The following is a 19590-nucleotide window of genomic DNA, read 5'->3' on the forward strand; positions in this document are numbered from 1 at the left end:
GCGGCCAAGGTCGCGCCATGCCGTCTATAAGGACGATGAACGGCGCCCCGCCCTTGTGTTGGTCCCCATGGGCGCTGCCGTTCATCCGCAACGGGTCAACCCCACCTGACCCCGCGCAACCGACAGGGCCGGCAGAGGATGTTCCTTCCTCTGCCGGTTCTATCCGTGGCCGCCTTTACGCCCCAACGACCATCGCGCGCTGATCGGCGCGGCCCATCGCGAGCACGACCGGATCGGTCGCCTGTCGCGCCGCGAAATCGGCCTTGCTGGCGATCCCCTGCCAGCCGATGCCGATCAGCGCCTGCGCGATCGCGCCGCCCAGCGTGTCGCCGGGGCCGGGCAGGATGATGACGTCGGGGGCAAATTCCCTGACCGCGACCTGCACGGATAGCGCAAAGTCATAAGGCGCGAGGATCTGGTCGCCGAAGGTATAATCCCACACGGCGGCCGGGTCTGACGCGAAACGGCGCCAGATATGGCCGCGGCCATCGACCATCGGCAGCGTCGGCGCGCCGAACAGCGCGGGCGGCAATTCGGCCTTTGCCTTGTCTGAGCTGCCGAACATCAGCGGGGTGTGGAACGGGCCATGCCCCGCGAGGCGCAGCGGATCGCGGCCGGGGATCGACGGCGCTTCGGCGAGCAGCGCGGCGAGGCCCGCCTCATTGCCCGCGAAGACGAGCATCCCGGCGAGGTCGATCGACAGCGCGAGGGCGTTGTCGGGGCGCGACGCGATGGCAGCGGCGAGGTTGAGGAGCTGCTCGCGAAGGCCGGGAACGGGGCGCCAATCCTCATCGACGACTTGCAGCAAAATCTGGCCGCCGGGGCCGTGCGTCTGGCTGTTAAGCCCCATCGCGTTGCTGATGCGGAAACCATCCTCGACCGACACCGCACCGCCGAGCGCCAGCGCGCTGTACCACCCCATCGAATTGCCCGCGACGCCGACGATGTCATAGGCGTCGCGGTCGATGCTGAGAAAATCGAGCGCGGTCGCGGTGTAGATCAGCGGCGCCGCGACATCGCCGCGCATATGCGTCGCGACGCTGAAGCGGTCGGCACCGTCAAGTTCGGTCACCGTCGGCTGGCCGCGTTCACGGCGCTGGGTATCGAAATTGGCAATGAGGTCCGCGAAGCGCGCGCCATGAAGCCGCGCGATGCTGCCGAGCTCGTTCTTGCCATAGGTGCCGCGCCCCGGAGCGACGACGAGCGCAGTTTTGCGGGCGCTCATGCCAAGAGCTCCTGCGCCGCGGCAACGATGCTGTCGCGGCTGGGCAGGGTCAGCGTCGCGGCCTTGCCCAGCGGGATGAAGCTGTCGTCGGCGGCAAGACGCGCCACCTTCTTGTCCGGCGTGCGCTCGACGAACAGCGCCATCAGCGCCTCGCTCTGCGAACCCGTGATGCGGCATTCGTCGACGATCAGGATGCGCTTGGCGTCCCCGACCGCCGCCACCAACTTGTCCTCGTCAACCGGGCCGAGCCAGCGCAGGTCGATCACGCGCGCCTTGACGCCATCGGCCGCGAGGAGTTTTTCGGCCTGGCGAGAGAGGTAATAGCCATTGCCATAGGTCACGATCGCGAGGTCGCTCCCGTCGCCGTGCACGCCGACATCGCCGAAGGCGATCGGCGCACCCTCGCCCGGCGTCTCATAGACACTGGTCCACAGGCCATCGCCTTCCTCATTGAGGTCGCGGGTCATGTAGAGCGCGATCGGTTCGACAAAGACGACCACCCGCTGCTCCTCGCGCGCCAGCCTTACGCATTCGCGCAGCATTGCGACCGCATCGTGCCCGTTCGAAGGCACCGCGAGGATGACGCCCGGAATATCGCGGAAGACCGCCAGGCTGTTGTCATTATGGAAATGACCGCCGAAACCCTTTTGGTACCCAAGCCCCGCGATGCGCAGCACCATCGGGTTGGTATATTGCCCGTCCGAGAAGAAGCTGAGCGTCGCTGCCTCGCCGCGAATCTGGTCCTCGGCATTGTGGACATAGGCGAGGAACTGGATTTCAGGCATCGGCAGGAAGCCGTTGTGCGCCATACCGATTGCGAGCCCGAGGATCGCCTGTTCGTCGAGCAGCGTGTTGACGACGCGCGCCGATCCGAAACGCTGATGCAGCTTTGCGGTGACGTTATAGACGCCGCCCTTGGGGCCGACATCCTCGCCCGCGACGACTATCTCCTTGTGCGCGAGCATCAAGTCGGCAAGCGCCCAACTGAGGAGCCGCGCCATATGCTGCGGCTTGTCCATCGCGCCCGCGTCGCTGCCGAACATCGTGCGGCGATCCTCGTCCGACGGGGTGTTGGCGCGGGCAAGCTCGCGCCTGGGCGGGACGATGCTTTGCATGACATGCGCGGGGGTGGTTATCTTGGGGCGCAGGATTGCCGCCTCGGCTTGCCGTGCCAGCGTGGCGCCGATGTCCTCATAGGCATCGGCGATCTCGGCGGGGGTCATCCAGCCTTGCTGGGCCATCAGCGCCGCGCCGGCGAGCAAGGGGTCGCGCGCCTCGTCGGCCTCGATCAGCGCCTTGGGCAGATAGGCGCCCTGCACGTCGGACCCGGCATGGCCATAAAGCCTTACCGTCGCCATGTGGAGGAACACCGGTTTGCGGAACCGCCGCGCATAGTCGGCCGCTTCGCACGCGCCGGCATAGGCCGAGACAAGGTCGCTGCCGTCGCACTGAATATAATGCAGCCCGGCGCGGTGGCGGAATTGCGCCTCGATCCAGCCCGTCGGGGTGCGCGTCGAGATGCCGATACCATTGTCTTCGCAGAGGAAAATCAGCGGCATCGGCGACCCTTGGAACGCTGCCCAGCCCGCGGTGTTGAACGCGCCCTGCGCGGTGGAATGATTCGCCGAGGCGTCGCCGAAGCTGGTCAGCACGACCGCATCGTCGGGCAGCGGCAGCCCGGTCATGCCCAGCCGGCGCGCGATGCCGATCGAAAAGGCAGCGCCGACCGCCTTCGGCAGGTGCGAGGCGATGGTCGAGGTCTGCGGCGGAATATTGAGCGGTTTCGACCCGATCACCTTGTGTCGTCCGCCCGAGATCGGGTCTTCGCTCGACGCGGCAAAGCTGAGCAGCATGTCCCAAGTCGGGGTCTGCCCCGGCACCTGCCGCGCGCGGTGCAACTGGAAGGCGTTCGAGCGATAGTGGAGAAACGCCATGTCGGTGACGCGCAGCGCCGCGGCGACCGCGGCATTGCCCTCGTGCCCCGACGATCCGATCGTATAAAACCCCTCGCCGCGCGCTTGCAGCGTGCGCGACAGCCGGTCCATCTGGCGGCTGGTCAGCTGCGACAGGAAAATATCGGTGGCGTCGGCGCGCGACAGTCCGATCGCGGCGGGATCGGGCGCGTCGCCGCGGTCGGGCAGCTTGTTATTCGCCAGCGCGGCGAGGAATTTTTCATGTACTGCCTGCGCCGCGTCCACCGACATCCTCCCCTTCGGCCCTGCCTAAGTGTGGCGGCTGGTTACCCGCGCGACCATCGGACCCGTGCGTCCGCGCGCTATAACGGGGCAGACCGGTACGCAAGCATCTCTTGCCTTGGCGCGCCGCCTCGCGCTACCAACGGTGCTGATGAGCGACCGGGGCGGAACCAATATTTCAACATGATATCGCTGTGGATCGCTCAGGCGTCGGCAGCCGCCGACACGTCCGACCGGGGGTGGCTGGTCGATCCCGAGCTGGTCGATCCGGCCTATAGCCAGACGATCGCCGGCGGCGAGATCCAGACCGGCTTTCCGCCCCCCGAACTGCCGAGCCCGCCGCCCGAATGGCTGGCATCGCTGTTCGACGCGATCGCGAGCTTTTTTCGGTGGAGCGCGCCGGCTGCCAAGCCGCTGCTATGGCTGTTTGTCGCGCTGGTGGCGCTGTTCCTGCTCTATCATTTCGTGCCCGCCTTTGCGCGCTGGGTCGACAATCTGCCGTTTCGGCGCAAGGCGGGCGATGATGATGCGGCGGACGACATCGGGCTGGCCGAAGCGGGGGCGGCGCGCGCGCTGCTCGCCGAGGCCGACGCGTTGGCCGCGGCGGGACGCTTTGGCGAAGCGGTGCATCTGCTGCTCTATCGCAGCGTTGAGGACATCGAGGGCCGCCGTCCCGGACTGGTCAAACCCGCGATGACGTCGCGCGACCTGGCCGAGGCGCGCGACCTGCCGGTGGCGGCGCAGGGCGCGTTCAGCCGCATCGCGCGCGCGGTCGAAATCAGCCTGTTCGGCGGCCGCTCGATCGACGCCGGGGCGTGGGACCAGTGCCGCGCCGCCTATGCCGAACTGACCGTGCCGAAGAATTGGGCGCGCACATGAGCGGGAACGCGGCAAGCGACGGCGGTTTCAATCCGCGGCTGGTCGCAGGCGTCGTCGCCATCGGCATCGTCGCATTTATCGCACTCTGGGCGCTGATCGCGCTCGGACCCCAGCTTAGCAGCGGCAATGACGGCGGCGGCCACGCGCTGTCGAAAGCGGCGCCCGGCTATGCCGGGATCGTCGATCTGCTCGAACGCAGCGACGCGCTGGTTGACCTGCGGCGCAGCGAAGAGGCGCCCGAATATGACGATGACTGGCGCGAGTTGCTGGTGCTGACCCCGACGCACAACACCAAGCCCGACGATCTGGCACGGTTGATCAAGGGGAATCGCGGCGGCCCGATCCTGATCGTGCTGCCAAAATGGCAGACCGGACGGCATCCGGAAAAGGCGGGCTGGTCGGGAAATGCTGCGCCCATCAGCCCGTCGCCCAAGCTGTTGCCGGCGACCGTCGGTTCGATCGACAAAATCGTCAGCGAGCCACATGCGCGCGGCGCCACGGCGACGGGGTTTGTCGGGGGACGCAATATTGCGCTGCCGCTGCGCGGGCTCCGCGCGCAGGTGATGATGTCCGACGGCTTTGACACGATGATCGGCTTCCCGCACGGCGGCACGCTGCTCGCCAAGCGGACGCGCGACGACGTCTACATCCTGTCCGACCCGGATTTCGTCAACAATCTGGCCTTTGCGAGCCGCGACAGCGCGCGCGCCGCGGCGATGCTGGTTGATGCGGTGGCCGAGGATGCCGACGCCGACGGGCTCGCTTTCGACCTGACACTAAACGGCTTCGGCAGTCAGCGTTCGCTGCTGCGCTTTGCCTTTGTGCCGCCGTTCATCGGGATCACCCTGTGCCTGATCGCCGCCGGGCTGCTCGCCTTGTGGCAGGCGTGGATGCGCTTTGGTCCGGCGCTGAAACCGGCGCGCGCGATTGCGGTGTCGAAGGCGGCATTGATCGCCAACAGCGCCGACCTGATCAAGCAGGCGCGGCGCGAACTCGACGGCGCCGACGCCTATGTCCGCAGCCAGCGCAGCGCGATCGCGCGGCGGCTGCACGCGCCCGGCGGGCTCGACGAGGCGGCGACCGACCGCTGGATCGACAAGCATCTGCGCGGCGGCAGCGAATTGTTTTCGGCGCTCGCGCGGCGGCTGCCGCTCGCACGCAACACCCACGAATTTTTGGCAGACGCACAGGCGCTGCACGACATCAGGAAGGATCTACTGCGTGACAGCCAATAATGACATCGCGAGCGTTCAGGCGCTCGGCGCCGCGATCGAGGCCGAGGTCGCCAAGGTCGTGTTCGGGCAGGGACCGCTGACCCGCATGGTGACGATCGCGCTGCTCGCGGGCGGCCATGTCCTGCTCGAAGGCCCGCCGGGGACGGCCAAGACCTTACTGGCGCAGGCCTTTGCCCGCGCCACCGGGCTGGATTTCGGGCGCATCCAGTTCACCCCCGATCTGATGCCCGGCGACATTTTGGGATCGAACCTGTTCAATTTCCAGACGTCGAGCTTCACCCTGACCAAGGGGCCGATCTTTACCGAACTGCTGCTCGCCGACGAAATCAACCGCACCCCGCCGAAGACGCAGGCCGCGCTGCTGGAAGCGATGCAGGAGCGGCGGGTGACGATCAACGGCGAGGCGCATGTGATGAGCCCGCGCTTTACCGTGCTGGCGACGCAGAACCCGATCGAACAGCAGGGCGTCTATCCGCTGCCCGAAGCGCAGCTCGACCGCTTCCTGTTCAAACTGGTCGTCGATTACCCTGCCGCCGACGAGGAACGGCGCATCGTCGCCGACCATGGCGGGCGCTTCAAAAGCCCCGCGGTCGCCGATTTCGGCGTGACGCAGGTCGCCGACGCCAAGACGATCGGCGAAGCGATCGACGCCATCGCGACCGTCCGGCTGGCCGACGAGATCGTCGATTATATCGTCCGCCTGGTCCGCGCGACGCGCGAGAGCGCCGATCTGGAATGCGGCGCCAGCCCCCGCGCCGCGACGCTGCTGGCGCGCGCTGCCTGCGCCGCGGCGGCCCTCGACGGGCGCGACTATGTGATCCCCGATGACATCCAGCGGCTGGCATCGGGCGTGCTGCGCCACCGCGTCATCCTGTCGGCGGCCGCCGAGATCGAAGGCCGCAACGTCGAACAGGTCGTCGCCGCACTGCTCGATCGCGAGGAAGTGCCGCGGTGATCTACCCAACCCGGCGAGCGATCTATCTGCTGCTGCTCGGCGCGCCGATGGCGCTCGCGCTGGGGCTGGTGCGGCCCGAGCTGTGGCTTGTCGCGCCCGGCTGGATCGGCGTCATCGCCGCCTGCCTGATCCTCGACGCGATTGCCGGCGCCAATCCGCGCCACCTCAGTCTCGACGCCCGTTTTCCGGACCAGGTCGGGGTCGGCGACGCCTTCGGCCTCTCGCTTGCTGCCAGCGGCGGCGCGGTGCCGCCGCGCGCCGAACTGGCGCTCGCGCTCGACGATCGGCTCGCCGAGGGCGGACGGCTGGCGGGCGACATGCGCGCCGTCGCGGTCGACAGCGGCGCCCCTCACACGCTGGCCCGCACGCTTTCGCTCACTGCGTCGCGGCGCGGTCAGGCGCTGGTCGAGGCGCTGTGGATCCGCTGGGCCGGGCCGCTCGGTCTGGTCTGGAAGCAGCGCAAGTTTGCGATCGGCGGCACGATCAGCGTCGTCCCCAGCCTGCGCGCGGTGACCGAGGAAGGCAGCCGGTTGTTCCAGCGCGACAGCTGGTTCGGGCTACGCCAGCAACGGTTGCGCGGCGAAGGCACCGAGTTCGAGGCGCTGGCCGAATATCAGCCGGGGATGGACCGGCGCGCGATCGACTGGAACGCGTCGGCGCGCCACGTCAAATTGCTGGCCAAGGAATATCGCGTCGAGCGCGACAACCGCGTGGTGCTGGCGATCGACAGCGGACGGACGATGGCCGAGCCGGTCGGCGGGATGCCGCGTGTCGACCGCGCCGTATCGGCGGCGCTGCTGCTTGCCTATGTCGGGCTGAAGCTGAACGACCGGATCAGCCTGTTTTCCTTCGCGGCCAAGCCGCAGGCGCTGACTCCCGCCTATATGCACACCCAGGATTTCCCGGCGTTGCAGCGCGCCGCGAGCCTGATCGACTATGCTCATGTCGAAAGCAATTTCATCCTCGCCCTCACCACCTTGTCGGCGCAGCTCAGCCGCCGTTCGCTGATCATCCTGTTCACGGAATTCACCGATGCAACAAGCGCCGACCTGATGATCCGCGCCGCCGGACGGCTGGTGAAGAAACACCGGCTGCTGTTCGTCGTCATCAAGGACGAAGAGGTCGAGAGTGAGGAGCGCCGCCGCCCCGAAACCGGCGCCGACGTCACCCGGTCGAACGTCGCCGCGGCGATGCTGCGCGACCGCCAGCTGGTGATCGCGCGGCTCCAGCGGCTGGGCGCCGATGTCGTTGAAGTGCCCGCCGACGCGATGGGCGCCAGCGCGGTCGAGGCCTATCTGGGCATCAAGCGGGCGGGCACCTTATGATCGCGGCCACTCCCACCATGCGCGCGCTCGACGCGCCGAGTTTTTCGACCAGCCGCTTTCGCGCCGAACGCGAGGCCGACTGGATCGCGTTCGACCTGTTGCTGACGACGCTGGAAAAAAAGGGCGCCAAGGCGCTGACCAGCGACGAACTGCTGCAACTGCCTTTGCTCTATCGGGCTACGCTGTCGTCGCTGTCGATCGCGCGGGCGACCAGCCTCGACAAGGCGCTGCTCGATCATCTCGAGGCGCTCTCGATCCGCGGCTATTTCCTGGTTTACGGCGTGCGCGAGACGCGGCTCAACCGTCTGCGCCGCTTCTTCCTCTACGACTGGCCTGCGGCGGTGCGGTCGGTGTGGAAAGAGACGATCATCATCGCGCTGGTCATCTTGTTGGGGGCGCTGACCAGCTATTCGCTCGTCGCCAGCAACCCCGAATGGTATTTCAATTTCGTCGACGAGGAGATGGCGGGCGGGCGCGATCCGCGCGCGACAAAGGAATTTCTGCAATCGACGCTGGGACATGGCAAGGCGGCGGCGGGCAACAGCGAAAGCGGCCTCCACGTCTTTGCGACCTATCTCTTCACCCACAACAGCCGGGTGTCGATCCTGTCCTTTGCGCTGGGCTTTGCCTTTGGCGTCCCGACGATGATGCTCGAATATTATCAGGGCATCGGGCTGGGGGCGATGATCGCGGTGTTCGCAGGCAAAGGGCTGGGTTTCGATTTCGGCGGCTGGCTGTTCATCCACGGCACCACCGAGCTGTTCGCGGCGGCGCTATCGGGGGCCGCGGGCCTTAGAATCGGGACCGCAGTCGTCTTTCCCGGCGCCAAGGGCCGGTTGCAGGCTGCCGCCGATGCCGGGCGGACCGCGGGCAAAGTGATGGTCGGGGTCATTTTGATGCTGTTCGCGGCGGGGCTGCTCGAAGGATTCGGGCGCCAGCTGATTACCGATACGATGCTGCGCTATGCGATCGGGTCGCTAATGCTGCTCGCGTGGATCGCCTATTATTACATTCCGCGGCGCGAGGATGTCGCATGACCGCCGCCGCCAGCAATGCCCGGCGCCATGCATCCGATGCCAAGAAAATCCGCCAGTTCATCACCCCGGAGGGGGTCGATCTGGAGTTGAAAATCGCGAGTTCGGGGCTACGGTTCGGCGCCCTGATGATCGATCTGGGCATCATCCTGATCGCGCTTATCCTGTTCACGCTGCTCGTTGCCTGGTTTGCGCCGGGGGCGGGCGACGACATCAGTACGATTATCTGGATGCTCGGCTTTTTCATCCTGCGGACCTTCTGGTTCATCGGTTTCGAGCTGGGTTCACGCGCCGCGACGCCGGGCAAGCGGTTGATGGGTATTCGCGTCGTGGCGCGCGACGGTGGCCGCCTGACCGCTGATGCGGTGGTCGCGCGCAACCTGATCCGCGAGCTGGAGCTGTTCCTGCCTCTGATGATGCTGGGCGTCAGCGCCGCCGAAGATATGGCGTCGACCTGGACCATCGTCGCCGGGGTGGCGTGGTCGCTGACGCTCAGCCTGTTCCTGCTGTTCAATCGCGACCGGATGCGGATGGGCGACCTGATCGCCGGCACCTGGGTGGTGATGGCGCGGCGCGCCAAGCTGGACGCCGACATTGCCGTCGATGCAGCGGGCGATGCGATGATGTTCAGCGAGACCGAACTGGCGGTCTACGGCATTTTCGAATTACAGGAGCTCGAACGGGTATTGCGCGGCCGCGACCCGCGCGCGATGCGCGAGGTCGCCGACGCGATCCGCGGCAAGATCGGCCGCCCGGTCGCCGAAGAGGATGACGTCTTCCTGCTCAGCTACTATCGCCAGCTCAAATCCCGGCTCGAACGCAAATTGCTGTTCGGCAAACGGCGCGAGGATAAATATGCCAGTGACTGACCCGCTTTCCGTAACCGCCGCCCTGCACCAGCGACGATCGATCCGCAAATTCACCGATCAGGCGGTCGATGAGGCGCTGCTCCGCGACATTTTCGCCGCGGCGCAGCGCGCGCCGTCGGGCGGCAATCTTCAGCCGTGGCAAGCGGTGGTGGTCACCGGCGATCGCTGGGCGGCGGTCAAGGACGCGGTCGCGGCGCGGCTGGCGATGGGGCGCGAAGGCTATCAGCCCGAATATGATATTTATCCCAAGGGGCTGACCGACCCGTGGGAAGCGCGGCGCTTCGGGGTCGGCGAGGGGCTTTATGCGGCGCTCGGCATCCCGCGCGAGGACAAGGCGGGGCGGCTGGCTCAGTTCGTGGAGAATTACCGGGGTTTCGGCGCACCGGTGATGCTTTTCCTCCACTGCTCGCGCATCATGGGGCCGCCGCAATGGTCGGACATGGGCATGTGGCTGCAATCGGTGATGCTGCTACTCGTCGAGGCCGGTCTGGCCAGTTGCCCGCAGGAATGCTGGGCGATGTATGGGGCGACAGTGCGGCAGGCGCTGGCGCTGGGCGACGACCAGATTTTGTTTACCGGGCTGGCGATCGGCTATGCTGACGAGGGTGCTTCGGTGAACCAGTGGCCAGTGCCGCGCGTATCGCTGGATGACGTGATTGATTGGCAGGGATTTTGAGGATGAAGCGGCAGGCGATGTGGACAGGATATGGGCTGGTGGTGCCGGTGATGCTGGCGGTCGCAGGTTGCGCCGCTGTCCCGACCCCTGCGCCGCCACCGCCACGCCCGGCACCGGTCGCGGCTGCGCCGACCCCCGCCCCGCTGCCAACCCCGACCCAAGGCTGGGAGGACCGCGCCGTCGATGCCGGTGCTTGGCGCTATGATGCTGGCAGCCGCACCGCGGCGTTCGTGCCGACGGGCGCCGCGAGCCCGTTGCTGACGATGGCGTGCAGCGGCGGCGGCATCCGCCTGACCTCGACGCTGTCGGGCAATGTCAGCTTGCGGACCAGCGCCGGAACCGATCAGATCCGCTTCGACGGCGGCAGCGCGAGTTTGGCAAACCGCGACCCACGGCTCGACCGCATTGCCTTCAGCCGCGGGCGCTTTGCGCTCGAGACGCCGGGTGGCGGCGCGTTGACGCTGCCAGTGCAGTCGGAAATCGGCCGAGTGATCGAGGATTGCCGGTAACGCAGCGGCGCCCCGCCTGAGCAAGGTGACGGCTGGACTTACCCGCCCAACTGCACCGTGCCGCCCTTGATCCAGCCCCAGCGGCATGGGCCCTGATATTCGCGGGCGTTGCGGACCGATTTGCCGACCCCGCACATATCGGGATCGGTCCCCGGAGCGGCAAAGACGATGCCGAACCACGCGTCGCTCTCGGCCGCCTCGCACAGCGACACATTGGCGCCGCCGGCGAGCTTCGCTTTGACCGCGCGCGTTTCGCCGGGCGCCCAAAACACGTCAGTGCCGCCGGGCTTGACCCGGCTGATGCTGGAACAGGCAGGGAGGCTGGGTCCTTCGGTGCCGACCATTACCGCGCGGGTCGCCAGCGGCTCGCCCCCGACGGCGGGAGCGTTTTCGGCGGGCGGCGCGGGCTGGCTGCACGCGGCGAGCGGCAGGGCCAGCACGGCGATCAGCGGCAGCGACAGGCGAGGGGGTAATAGGGTTTTCATGCCCTGAATCTAGCCGCCACAGGCGGACCATGCAACGATCGTCGCGAAAGCGCCAAGACCCGCATTTTCGCTTGGGTTTTGCCGCCTGCGACCCTATATAATCGGCATGACGGACACCCCTGAAAATAAGGCGCCGAGCGCCAATACCAACCTGCCCAATGCCAACACCTATGGCGCCGATTCGATCAAGGTTCTCAAGGGCCTGGATGCGGTCCGCAAGCGCCCTGGCATGTATATCGGCGACACCGACGACGGGTCGGGGTTGCATCACATGGTGTTCGAGGTGTCGGACAATGCGATCGACGAGGCGCTCGCGGGGCATTGCGACCTGGTTCTGATCACGCTCAACAGCGACGGATCGGTCAGCGTCGAGGATAATGGCCGCGGCATTCCGACCGGCATTCACGCCGAGGAAGGCATTTCGGCGGCCGAGGTCATCATGACCCAGCTTCACGCCGGCGGGAAGTTCGAGAATACCAGCGACGACAATGCGTATAAGGTGTCGGGCGGCCTCCACGGCGTCGGCGTTAGCGTCGTCAACGCGCTGTCCGAATGGCTGGAGCTGACGATCTGGCGCGACGGCGAAGAACATTGGATGCGCTTCGAACATGGCGATTCGGTCGGCCCGCTCAAGGTCACTGGCCCCGCTCCCGCGGGCAAGAAGGGCACGCGCGTCACCTTTCAGGCATCGACTGAGACGTTCAAAAATGTGCTGGAGTTCGATTTCGAGAAGCTCGAGCATCGTTATCGCGAACTCGCCTTCCTCAATTCGGGGGTCCGCATCAAGCTGGTCGATGCGCGCCACGCCGAGCATGTCAGCCACGACCTGTTTTACGAAGGCGGCATCGCGGCGTTCGTCAAATATCTGGACCGCAACAAGAATGCGCTGCTGCCCGATCCGATCGCGATCAGCAGCGAGCGCGACGGCATCGGCATCGACGTCGCGCTGGAATGGAACGACAGCTATTATGAAAATGTGCTGTGTTTCACCAACAACATCCCGCAGCGCGACGGCGGCACGCATCTGGCCGCCTTCCGCGCCGCGCTGACCCGCACGATCAACGGTTATGGCGACAAATCGGGCATCCTGAAGAAAGAGAAAGTCTCGCTGACCGGCGACGACATGCGCGAAGGGCTGACCGCGATTGTATCGGTCAAGCTGCCCGACCCCAAGTTCAGTTCGCAGACCAAGGACAAGCTGGTCAGCAGCGAGGTGCGCCAGCCGCTCGAAAGCCTGATGGCCGACCGGATGACCGAATGGCTCGAGGAAAATCCCGCTTATGCCAAGGCGGTGATCCAGAAGGTCATCGACGCCGCCGCGGCGCGCGAAGCGGCGAAAAAGGCGCGCGAATTGACGCGGCGCAAGGGGGCGATGGACATTGCGAGCCTGCCCGGCAAGCTCGCCGATTGCCAGGAACGCGACCCGGCCAAATGCGAATTATTTCTGGTCGAGGGTGATTCGGCAGGTGGATCGGCCAAACAGGGCCGCGACCGCCATGTCCAGGCGATCCTGCCGCTGAAGGGCAAGATCCTGAACGTCGAGCGCGCGCGGTTCGACCGCATCATCTCGTCGAAAGAAGTCGGCACGCTAATCCAGGCGCTCGGCACCGGCATCCGCGACGAATTCAACCTCGAAAAGCTGCGCTATCACAAGATTGTGATCATGACCGACGCCGACGTCGATGGCGCGCATATCCGCACCTTGCTGCTCACCTTCTTCTATCGCCAGATGCCCGAAATCATCGAAAATGGTCATCTCTACATCGCCCAGCCGCCGCTCTACAAAGTCGCCAAGGGGCGCAGCGAAGTCTATGTGAAGGACGATAGCGCGCTCGAAAACTATCTGGTCGACGGCGGCATCGACGCGCTGATGCTCGAAACCGCCGGCGGCGCACGGTCGGGCGCCGACCTGCGCGAGCTGATCGAACATGGCCGCCGCCTGCGCGCGCTGATGCGCTATGTGCCGCGCGGTCATAATTATGAGTTGATTGAGGCGCTGGCACTGAACGGCGCACTCGATCCGGCGCTCGACAGCGCCGAGCGCACCGCCGCCGCGGTGCGCGCCGCCGGATGGCTCAACGCCGCCGAACGCGCGCTGACCGGCGGCGCCGAGGCGAAATGGACGATCGTGGCGAGCGACGGCGGCTACACGCTGGAAAAACGCTGGCGCGGGGTCAGCGATCATCATGCGATCGACGCGGCGTTTCTCGCCAGCCAAGAAGGCCGCCGCCTGCACAAGCTGGCTGCTGAACAGGCCGAAACCTATGCGCACCCCAGCCGCCTGGTGAAGGGCAGCAGCGCCGCGGCGCTGGCGGCCGATGCCGCCGCGCTCGCCGCCGCTGAAGCCGTAGAGAGTGAGGCCGAAGCGGGCGACAGCGATCTGCCCACTTCAACGGCAGGCAAGGTCACGCCGATCACCCGGCCATCCGAGCTGCTGGAGGCGATTTTTGCGCACAGCCGCAAAGGGCTGGCGATCAGCCGCTACAAGGGGCTGGGCGAAATGAACGCCGAACAATTGTGGGAAACCACGCTTGATCCCGCCAACCGTTCGCTGCTGCGCGTCGAGGCCGAACAGGCCGACATCGCGCATGAAATCTTTGAACGGCTGATGGGTGACGAGGTCGAACCGCGGCGCGATTTCATCCAGACCAACGCGCTGTCGGTGGCCAACCTCGACGTCTGACGGCTCGGCAACGCCGGTCGTGGCCGCCGTTACGCTAGTTCTGATCCTCGGCGACCAGCTGAGCACGGAGATCAGCAGTCTTGCTGGCGCCGACCCTGCGACGTCGATCATTCTGATGGCCGAGGTAGCGGCGGAGGCCGACTATGTGTGGCACCACCGCAAGAAACTGGCGTTCGTGTTCAGTGCGATGCGGCACCATGCCGATGCGCTGCGCGCCGCAGGCTGGACGGTCGATTACGTCCGCCTCGACGATCCGCAGAACCGTGGCAGTTTGGAGGGCGAGGTCGCGCGGGCGCTGACGCGCCACGACGCTGAGCGGTTGATCGTCACCGAAGCGGGCGAATGGCGGTTGCGACGGGCGATGGCTGGTTGGGCGGCGGCGCTCGCGGTGCCGGTGGAGATTCGCGCCGACGACCGCTTTTTCGCCGACGACGCCGATTTCGCCGCATGGGCCAACGGGCGCAAGGCGCTGCGGATGGAATATTTCTATCGCCAAATGCGGCGCGCCACCGGATTGCTGATGGAGGGCGACGATCCGGCAGGCGGCCGCTGGAATTTCGACAGCGAGAACCGCAAACCCGCAGCGCGCGACCTGCTGATGCCGCGCCCGCGGCGGACCACGCCCGACCCGATCACGCAGGACGTGCTAACCACGGTCGCGGCGCACTTTGCCGATCGCTTCGGCAGTCTTGACGATTTCTGGTTCGCGGTGACCGCGGAAGATGCCGAGGCGCAGTTCGATGCCTTCGTCGCCGAGGCGCTGCCGCGGTTCGGCGATTATCAGGACGCGATGCTGGTCGGCGAACCCTGGCTCTATCACAGCGTCATCGCGCTCTACCTCAACATCGGCTTGCTCGACGCCCGCGCTGTGTGCTGGCGTGTCGATGCAGCATGGCGCGCGGGCGATGTGCCGATCAACGCCGCCGAAGGCTTTATCCGGCAGATTTTGGGCTGGCGCGAATATGTCCGCGGCATTTATTGGCGCGAGGGGGCGGATTATGCGCAGCGCAATGCGCTGGATGCCCGCCATCCACTGCCCGATTTTTATTGGACCGCCGACACCGACATGGCGTGCGTGCGCGCTTGCGTCGAACAAACGCGCGATACCGCTTATGCCCATCATATCCAGCGGCTCATGGTCACGGGCAATTTTGCACTGCTGGCGGGGATCGATCCGCACGCGCTGCATCTTTGGTATCTGGCGGTCTATGCCGATGCCTATGAATGGGTCGAGCTGCCCAATACGGTGGGGATGAGCCAGTTCGCCGACGGCGGGCTGCTGGCGTCAAAGCCCTATGCGGCGAGCGGCGCCTATATCGACCGCATGTCGGATTATTGCCGCGGTTGCCGCTATGATGTGAAGGCGAAAACGGGTTCCGGTGCCTGCCCGTTCAACCGCCTGTACTGGCCGTTCCTGATCCGTCACCAGCGGCTGTTGAGTGGCAATCCCCGTATGGCGCCGATGTACCGCACCCTGGCGAAATGGGACGCCGGACGGCGCGCGGCGCTGGTCGCCGACGGCGAAGCCTGTCTGGCCGAATTGGGGATCGGTGGCGCCTGAGCCCGCGCGCCCGACCGCAATTTCGGCGCGGCATGTCGCTGCCCGCTTGCATCAAGCGCATCTGCGGCGAAGAAGCGGCCCCGCAATTTGGGGGATGACATCATGCGCCGTCTTGTCGCTTTCGCGCTGCCGCTTTTGCTGGCCCTTCCGGTAGCCGCGCAGGATCTGCCGGGCGAAGAAGGGATCGAAGAGACCGCCGAACACACCGAAATTGGCGGCGGCATGGCCAGCTATTACGGCCGCGAACTTGCCGGAAATCGCACCGCCAGCGGCGAACGCTTCGACCCCGCCCAGCTCACCGCCGCACATCGCACGCTACCCTTTGGCAGCCTCGTCCGCGTGACCAACGTTGCCAACGGCGACAGCGTCATCGTCCGCATCAACGACCGCGGCCCCTTTTCGCACGGCCGGGTGATCGACGTCAGCCACGCCGCGGCGCGCGAAATCGGCATGCACCGCAGCGGTACGGCGCGGGTGAAACTGGCGCTGCTGGACGATTGAGCTAGGCGCCGGCCCGCCCGCCCCCCTTCTGGCGGGCCGGTGTCGTTTCCCGATCAGCCAGAATCAATCGAACACCGACCACCCCGCCGCATAAGCGAAATGTTCGAGTGCCACCGCCCCCGCCAGCGACGTCCCCGCCTCGTTGAGCCCCGGCGACCATACCGCGATCGATCCCTGCCCCGGCGCGATGCACAAGATGCCGCCGCCGACGCCGCTCTTGCCCGGCAGGCCGACGCGGAAGGCGAATTCGCCGCTATTGTCGTAGTGACCGCACAGCATCATGATCGCGTTGATGCGCCGCGCCCGGTGCGGTTCGACCAGCTGCTCGCCGGTGAGCGGATCGCGCCCCTCCATCGCCAGGAACAGCCCGGCGCGAGCCAATTGGCGGCAGGACATCGCAATCGCGCATTGACGGAAATAGACCCCGACGACGGTTTCAACCGGATGCTGCAAATTGCCGAAGGCATCCATGAAATGCGCCAGGCTGCGGTTGCGGGCGCCCGTGGCGGATTCGGAAAAAGCGACGTCGAAATCGATGGCGACACCCTCATCGCCCGCCCGCGCCCGCATGAAATCGACGATTTCGTCCGCCACCGCATCGCCCTCGCGGCCATCGATCAGCCGGTCGGTCGTGGCGATCGCCCCGGCGTTGATCAGCGGATTGCGCGGGATGCCACCCTCGTTTTCGAGCTGGACGATCGAATTGAACGCGCTGCCCGATGGTTCGCGCCCGACGCTGGTCCACAGGTCGCTGCCAACGCGGCGCAGCGCCAGCGCCAACGTAAACACCTTCGACACCGACTGGATCGAAAACGCTTCGTCGGCGTCGCCCGCAGTGTGGACGGTGCCATCGGGAAGCGCGAGCGCAAAGCCGAGCTTGTGCGGGTCGACCTGTGCCAGGGCGGGGATATAATCGGCGACGCGGCCTTGGCCAAGCTGCGCGGCGGCGAGCCGCATCGCTTCGTCGATATGCTGTGCAAGATCGGTCATGCCCGGTGCCTAGCATAGTTGCCGACGCGATGCGCCTGTGACACGACAGCCCCATGGCCCTCCCCGCCCCCTTCACCGACTGGTTCGCGGCGCGCGGGTGGCGGCTGCGGCGGCATCAGGCCGACATGCTGCGGGCGGGCGAGCGCGGCGAACACGCCTTGCTGGTCGCCGCGACGGGGGCGGGCAAAACGCTGTCGGGGTTTCTGCCGACGTTGGTCGATCTGGCCCAAAGCCCGACCGACCGGCTGCACACGCTCTATGTCTCGCCGCTGAAGGCCTTGGCCGCCGACGTCGAGCGCAATCTGCTCGGCCCGATCGCCGACATGGTCCTCGATATCAGCGTCGAGAGCCGCAGCGGCGACACCTCGTCGGACAAGAAGGCGCGTCAGCGCAGCAGGCCGCCGAACATCCTCCTGACCACCCCCGAATCGCTGTCGCTGCTCATTTCCTATCCCGACAGCTTCACGATGTTCGCCGACCTGAAGACGGTGGTGATTGACGAAATCCACGCCTTTGCGCCGGGCAAGCGCGGCGATTTGCTCAGCCTCGCGCTGGCAAGGCTGCAACGGATCGCGCCCGGACTGCGCCGCGTCGGCCTGTCGGCGACGATCGCCGACACCGACGCCTATTGCACGTGGCTGGCGCCGGAAAGCAATGCCGAAAGCGTGACGCTGGTCGAAGGCGAGGCGGGCGCCGATCCCGACATCCAGATCTTGCTGCCCGAAGGCGCGGTGCCATGGGCCGGCCATTCGGGGCGCTATGCGGTGCATCAGGTGATGGCCGAGGTCGCGAAGAACCGCACCACGATCATCTTTTGCAACACCCGCGGGCTGGCCGAGTTGATCTTTCAGGAGCTGTGGAAGGTCAACGACCTGTCGCTCCCGATCGGCATCCATCATGGCAGCCTCGACCGCGAAGCCCGCCAGCGCGCCGAGGCGGCGATGGCCGAGGGGCGTTTGCGCGCGCTCGTCGCGACCTCCAGCCTCGACCTCGGGCTCGATTGGGGCAACGTCGATTGCGTGATCCAGATGGGCGCGCCGAAGGGGTCGTCGCGGCTGCTCCAGCGCATTGGGCGCGCCAATCACCGGCTCGACGAACCGAGCAAGGCGCTGATCGTACCGGGCAACCGCTTCGAGTATCTCGAGGCGCAGGCAGCATTGGATGCGGTCGAGGCGGGCGAGCGCGACGCCGACCGCTTCCGCCCCGGCGCGCTCGACGTGCTGGCGCAGCATGTCATGGCGCTGGCCTGCGCGGCGCCGTTCAAGGAAGACGACCTGCTCGCCGAAATCCGCAGCGCCGCCCCCTATGCCTGGGTCGATGCCGCGCTGTTCACCCGGCTGCTGGGGTTTGTCCGTGACGGCGGCTATGCGCTCAAAAGCTATGACCGCTTTCGCCGCCTTGCCCCCGACGGACAAGGTGGGTGGCGCATCGCGCACCCGCGGCTGGCCGCGCAGCACCGGCTGAACGCCGGGATCATCGTCGATGCCCCGACGCTCGACGTGCGGTTCAGGAACGGCCGGCGGCTGGGCACCGTCGAGGAATATTTCGCCAGTAGCTTGAGCCCCGGCGACACCATCGCATTCGCGGGGCTCAGCCTGGAGGTCGAAGGCATCCGCGACACCGACATCCTGGTTCGCGCGACGAGCAAGCCGGCGCGCATCCCATCCTACGTCGGCGCGCGCATGGCGCTATCGACGCGGCTCGCCGACCGCGTGCGCCGTTTCCTTGCCGATCCGGCGAGCTGGGCGCGCTTTCCTGCCGATGTGCGCTTCTGGCTGGAAATGCAGGCACTGCGCTCGGTGCTGCCGCGTCCCGGCGAGCTGCTCGTCGAGACCTTTCCGCACGAGGGCAATCATTATCTGGTCGCCTATCCTTTCGAGGGGTGGAACGCGCATCAGTCGCTGGGCATGTTGATCACCAAGCGGATGGAGCGCGCCGGGTTGCAGCCGCTGGGCTTCGTCGCCTCCGACTATGCGCTGGCGATCTGGTCGCTGCGCCCGGTCACCGATCCGGCGGCGCTGTTCGACCCGGCGATCCTTGAGGCTGAATTTGTGGAATGGGTCGAGGGATCGCACCTGCTGAAGCGAGCATTTCGTGAGGTCGCGGTGATCGGCGGGCTGATCGAACGCCAGCACCCCGGCAAGCGCAAGACCGGCAAGCAGGTGACCTTTTCGACCGACCTGATTTTCGACGTGCTGCGCAAATATGAGCCCGATCATTTGCTGCTGGAGGCGGCGTGGGCCGATGCGCGCGAGCGGTTGACCGATGTGGCGCGATTGGGAGACCTGCTCGACCGCGCGGCGGGAACGATGCTCCACCAAAAACTTCCGCGGATCAGCCCGCTGGCGATCCCGGTGCTGGTGCTGATCGGCCGCGAAAGCGTCGCGGGCGCCGATGTCGACGATGCGCTGCTCGGCGAGATGGCCGACAGCTTGGCTGAGCAGGCGATGGGGCCAGCGTAGCGGCCA

The 19590-nt window shown here is 66.5% G+C and carries 16 protein-coding genes; 12 read left to right on the forward strand and 4 right to left on the reverse strand.

Annotation, left to right across the window (positions count from 1 at the left end):
• Positions 1 to 175: 175 nt before the first annotated feature.
• Together J2X44_RS00160 and J2X44_RS00165 are read right to left on the reverse strand one after the other, a co-directional pair.
• Positions 176 to 1225, reverse strand: a complete 1050-nt coding sequence (locus J2X44_RS00160; protein ID WP_310087192.1) for an ACP S-malonyltransferase — start codon at positions 1223 to 1225, stop codon at positions 176 to 178.
• The gene (locus J2X44_RS00165) at positions 1222 to 3423 is read right to left on the reverse strand and encodes a dehydrogenase E1 component subunit alpha/beta (protein WP_405053329.1); all 2202 of its coding nucleotides are present in this window, start codon (positions 3421 to 3423) and stop codon (positions 1222 to 1224) included. Before J2X44_RS00165 ends, J2X44_RS00160 begins: the two co-directional genes overlap by 4 nt.
• A 180-nt stretch (positions 3424 to 3603) precedes the next feature.
• Between J2X44_RS00165 and J2X44_RS00170 the strand changes: the two genes are divergently transcribed.
• The 8 genes from J2X44_RS00170 (at position 3604) to J2X44_RS00205 (ending at position 10902) form a co-directional block, all read left to right on the forward strand.
• Positions 3604 to 4299 carry a DUF4129 domain-containing protein gene (locus J2X44_RS00170; protein WP_310087195.1) on the forward strand — a complete coding sequence of 232 codons (696 nt, stop codon included), beginning with the start codon at positions 3604 to 3606 and terminating at the stop codon, positions 4297 to 4299.
• Positions 4296 to 5534, forward strand: a complete 1239-nt coding sequence (locus J2X44_RS00175; RefSeq protein ID WP_310087197.1) for a DUF4350 domain-containing protein — start codon at positions 4296 to 4298, stop codon at positions 5532 to 5534. The genes J2X44_RS00170 and J2X44_RS00175 overlap by 4 nt, the downstream gene beginning before the upstream one ends.
• Before the next feature lie 85 nt (positions 5535 to 5619).
• Positions 5620 to 6489 (forward strand): AAA family ATPase, encoded by an 870-nt coding sequence (locus J2X44_RS00180; protein WP_405053383.1) that lies wholly within the window; start codon positions 5620 to 5622, stop codon positions 6487 to 6489.
• The gene (locus J2X44_RS00185; protein WP_310087199.1) at positions 6486 to 7814 is read left to right on the forward strand and encodes a DUF58 domain-containing protein; all 1329 of its coding nucleotides are present in this window, start codon (positions 6486 to 6488) and stop codon (positions 7812 to 7814) included. Before J2X44_RS00180 ends, J2X44_RS00185 begins: the two co-directional genes overlap by 4 nt.
• Positions 7811 to 8851, forward strand: a complete 1041-nt coding sequence (locus J2X44_RS00190; RefSeq protein ID WP_310087201.1) for a stage II sporulation protein M — start codon at positions 7811 to 7813, stop codon at positions 8849 to 8851. The genes J2X44_RS00185 and J2X44_RS00190 overlap by 4 nt, the downstream gene beginning before the upstream one ends.
• The gene (locus J2X44_RS00195; RefSeq protein ID WP_310087202.1) at positions 8848 to 9717 is read left to right on the forward strand and encodes an RDD family protein; all 870 of its coding nucleotides are present in this window, start codon (positions 8848 to 8850) and stop codon (positions 9715 to 9717) included. Before J2X44_RS00190 ends, J2X44_RS00195 begins: the two co-directional genes overlap by 4 nt.
• Positions 9704 to 10393, forward strand: coding sequence for a nitroreductase family protein (locus J2X44_RS00200; protein ID WP_310087204.1), 690 nt, complete (start codon positions 9704 to 9706; stop codon positions 10391 to 10393). Before J2X44_RS00195 ends, J2X44_RS00200 begins: the two co-directional genes overlap by 14 nt.
• A 2-nt stretch (positions 10394 to 10395) precedes the next feature.
• Positions 10396 to 10902: a hypothetical protein gene (locus J2X44_RS00205; protein ID WP_310087206.1), complete on the forward strand. Its 507-nt coding sequence runs from the start codon at positions 10396 to 10398 to the stop codon at positions 10900 to 10902.
• A 38-nt stretch (positions 10903 to 10940) separates the two neighbouring features.
• Here the strand turns inward: J2X44_RS00205 and J2X44_RS00210 are convergent, their stop codons facing one another.
• Entirely contained in the window at positions 10941 to 11387 is a 447-nt protein-coding gene (locus tag J2X44_RS00210; RefSeq protein ID WP_310087208.1) for a hypothetical protein, read from the reverse strand.
• Between the two features lie 106 nt (positions 11388 to 11493).
• On the opposite strand from J2X44_RS00210, the gene gyrB reads away from it, so the two are divergent.
• The 3 genes from gyrB (at position 11494) to J2X44_RS00225 (ending at position 16132) form a co-directional block, all read left to right on the forward strand.
• Complete coding sequence (gyrB, locus tag J2X44_RS00215) at positions 11494 to 14070, forward strand: DNA topoisomerase (ATP-hydrolyzing) subunit B (protein ID WP_310087209.1); 2577 nt, start codon at positions 11494 to 11496, stop codon at positions 14068 to 14070.
• A gap of 19 nt (positions 14071 to 14089) precedes the next feature.
• A complete protein-coding gene (locus tag J2X44_RS00220) occupies positions 14090 to 15631 on the forward strand; it encodes a cryptochrome/photolyase family protein (protein WP_310087211.1) in 1542 nt (513 codons plus the stop codon).
• A 102-nt stretch (positions 15632 to 15733) separates the two neighbouring features.
• On the forward strand, positions 15734 to 16132 hold the full coding sequence (locus J2X44_RS00225) for a septal ring lytic transglycosylase RlpA family protein (protein ID WP_310087213.1): 399 nt from the start codon (positions 15734 to 15736) through the stop codon (positions 16130 to 16132).
• Between the two features lie 63 nt (positions 16133 to 16195).
• On the opposite strand, the gene J2X44_RS00230 is transcribed toward J2X44_RS00225, so the two are convergent.
• A complete protein-coding gene (locus J2X44_RS00230) occupies positions 16196 to 17122 on the reverse strand; it encodes a glutaminase (protein WP_310087215.1) in 927 nt (308 codons plus the stop codon).
• A 53-nt stretch (positions 17123 to 17175) separates the two neighbouring features.
• Between J2X44_RS00230 and J2X44_RS00235 the strand changes: the two genes are divergently transcribed.
• Positions 17176 to 19584, forward strand: a complete 2409-nt coding sequence (locus J2X44_RS00235) for a ligase-associated DNA damage response DEXH box helicase (RefSeq protein ID WP_310087218.1) — start codon at positions 17176 to 17178, stop codon at positions 19582 to 19584.
• Positions 19585 to 19590 lie beyond the last annotated feature (6 nt).

Origin of the sequence: Sphingopyxis sp. BE259, from assembly GCF_031457495.1 — a bacterium.
GTDB lineage: Bacteria > Pseudomonadota > Alphaproteobacteria > Sphingomonadales > Sphingomonadaceae > Sphingopyxis.

Bases quoted from the DNA above. Each gene is read 5' to 3' on its own strand.
- J2X44_RS00160 (WP_310087192.1), bottom strand. From the start codon at position 1,225: ATGAGCGCCCGCAAAACTGCGCTCGTCGTCGCTCCGGGGCGCGGCACC.
- gyrB (WP_310087209.1), top strand. From the start codon at position 11,494: ATGACGGACACCCCTGAAAATAAGGCGCCGAGCGCCAATACCAACCTG.
- J2X44_RS00225 (WP_310087213.1), top strand. From the start codon at position 15,734: ATGCGCCGTCTTGTCGCTTTCGCGCTGCCGCTTTTGCTGGCCCTTCCG.
- J2X44_RS00205 (WP_310087206.1), top strand. From the start codon at position 10,396: ATGAAGCGGCAGGCGATGTGGACAGGATATGGGCTGGTGGTGCCGGTG.
- J2X44_RS00175 (WP_310087197.1), top strand. From the start codon at position 4,296: ATGAGCGGGAACGCGGCAAGCGACGGCGGTTTCAATCCGCGGCTGGTC.
- J2X44_RS00235 (WP_310087218.1), top strand. From the start codon at position 17,176: ATGGCCCTCCCCGCCCCCTTCACCGACTGGTTCGCGGCGCGCGGGTGG.
- J2X44_RS00180 (WP_405053383.1), top strand. From the start codon at position 5,620: ATGGTGACGATCGCGCTGCTCGCGGGCGGCCATGTCCTGCTCGAAGGC.
- J2X44_RS00200 (WP_310087204.1), top strand. From the start codon at position 9,704: ATGCCAGTGACTGACCCGCTTTCCGTAACCGCCGCCCTGCACCAGCGA.
- J2X44_RS00210 (WP_310087208.1), bottom strand. From the start codon at position 11,387: ATGAAAACCCTATTACCCCCTCGCCTGTCGCTGCCGCTGATCGCCGTG.
- J2X44_RS00230 (WP_310087215.1), bottom strand. From the start codon at position 17,122: ATGACCGATCTTGCACAGCATATCGACGAAGCGATGCGGCTCGCCGCC.
- J2X44_RS00190 (WP_310087201.1), top strand. From the start codon at position 7,811: ATGATCGCGGCCACTCCCACCATGCGCGCGCTCGACGCGCCGAGTTTT.
- J2X44_RS00195 (WP_310087202.1), top strand. From the start codon at position 8,848: ATGACCGCCGCCGCCAGCAATGCCCGGCGCCATGCATCCGATGCCAAG.
- J2X44_RS00170 (WP_310087195.1), top strand. From the start codon at position 3,604: ATGATATCGCTGTGGATCGCTCAGGCGTCGGCAGCCGCCGACACGTCC.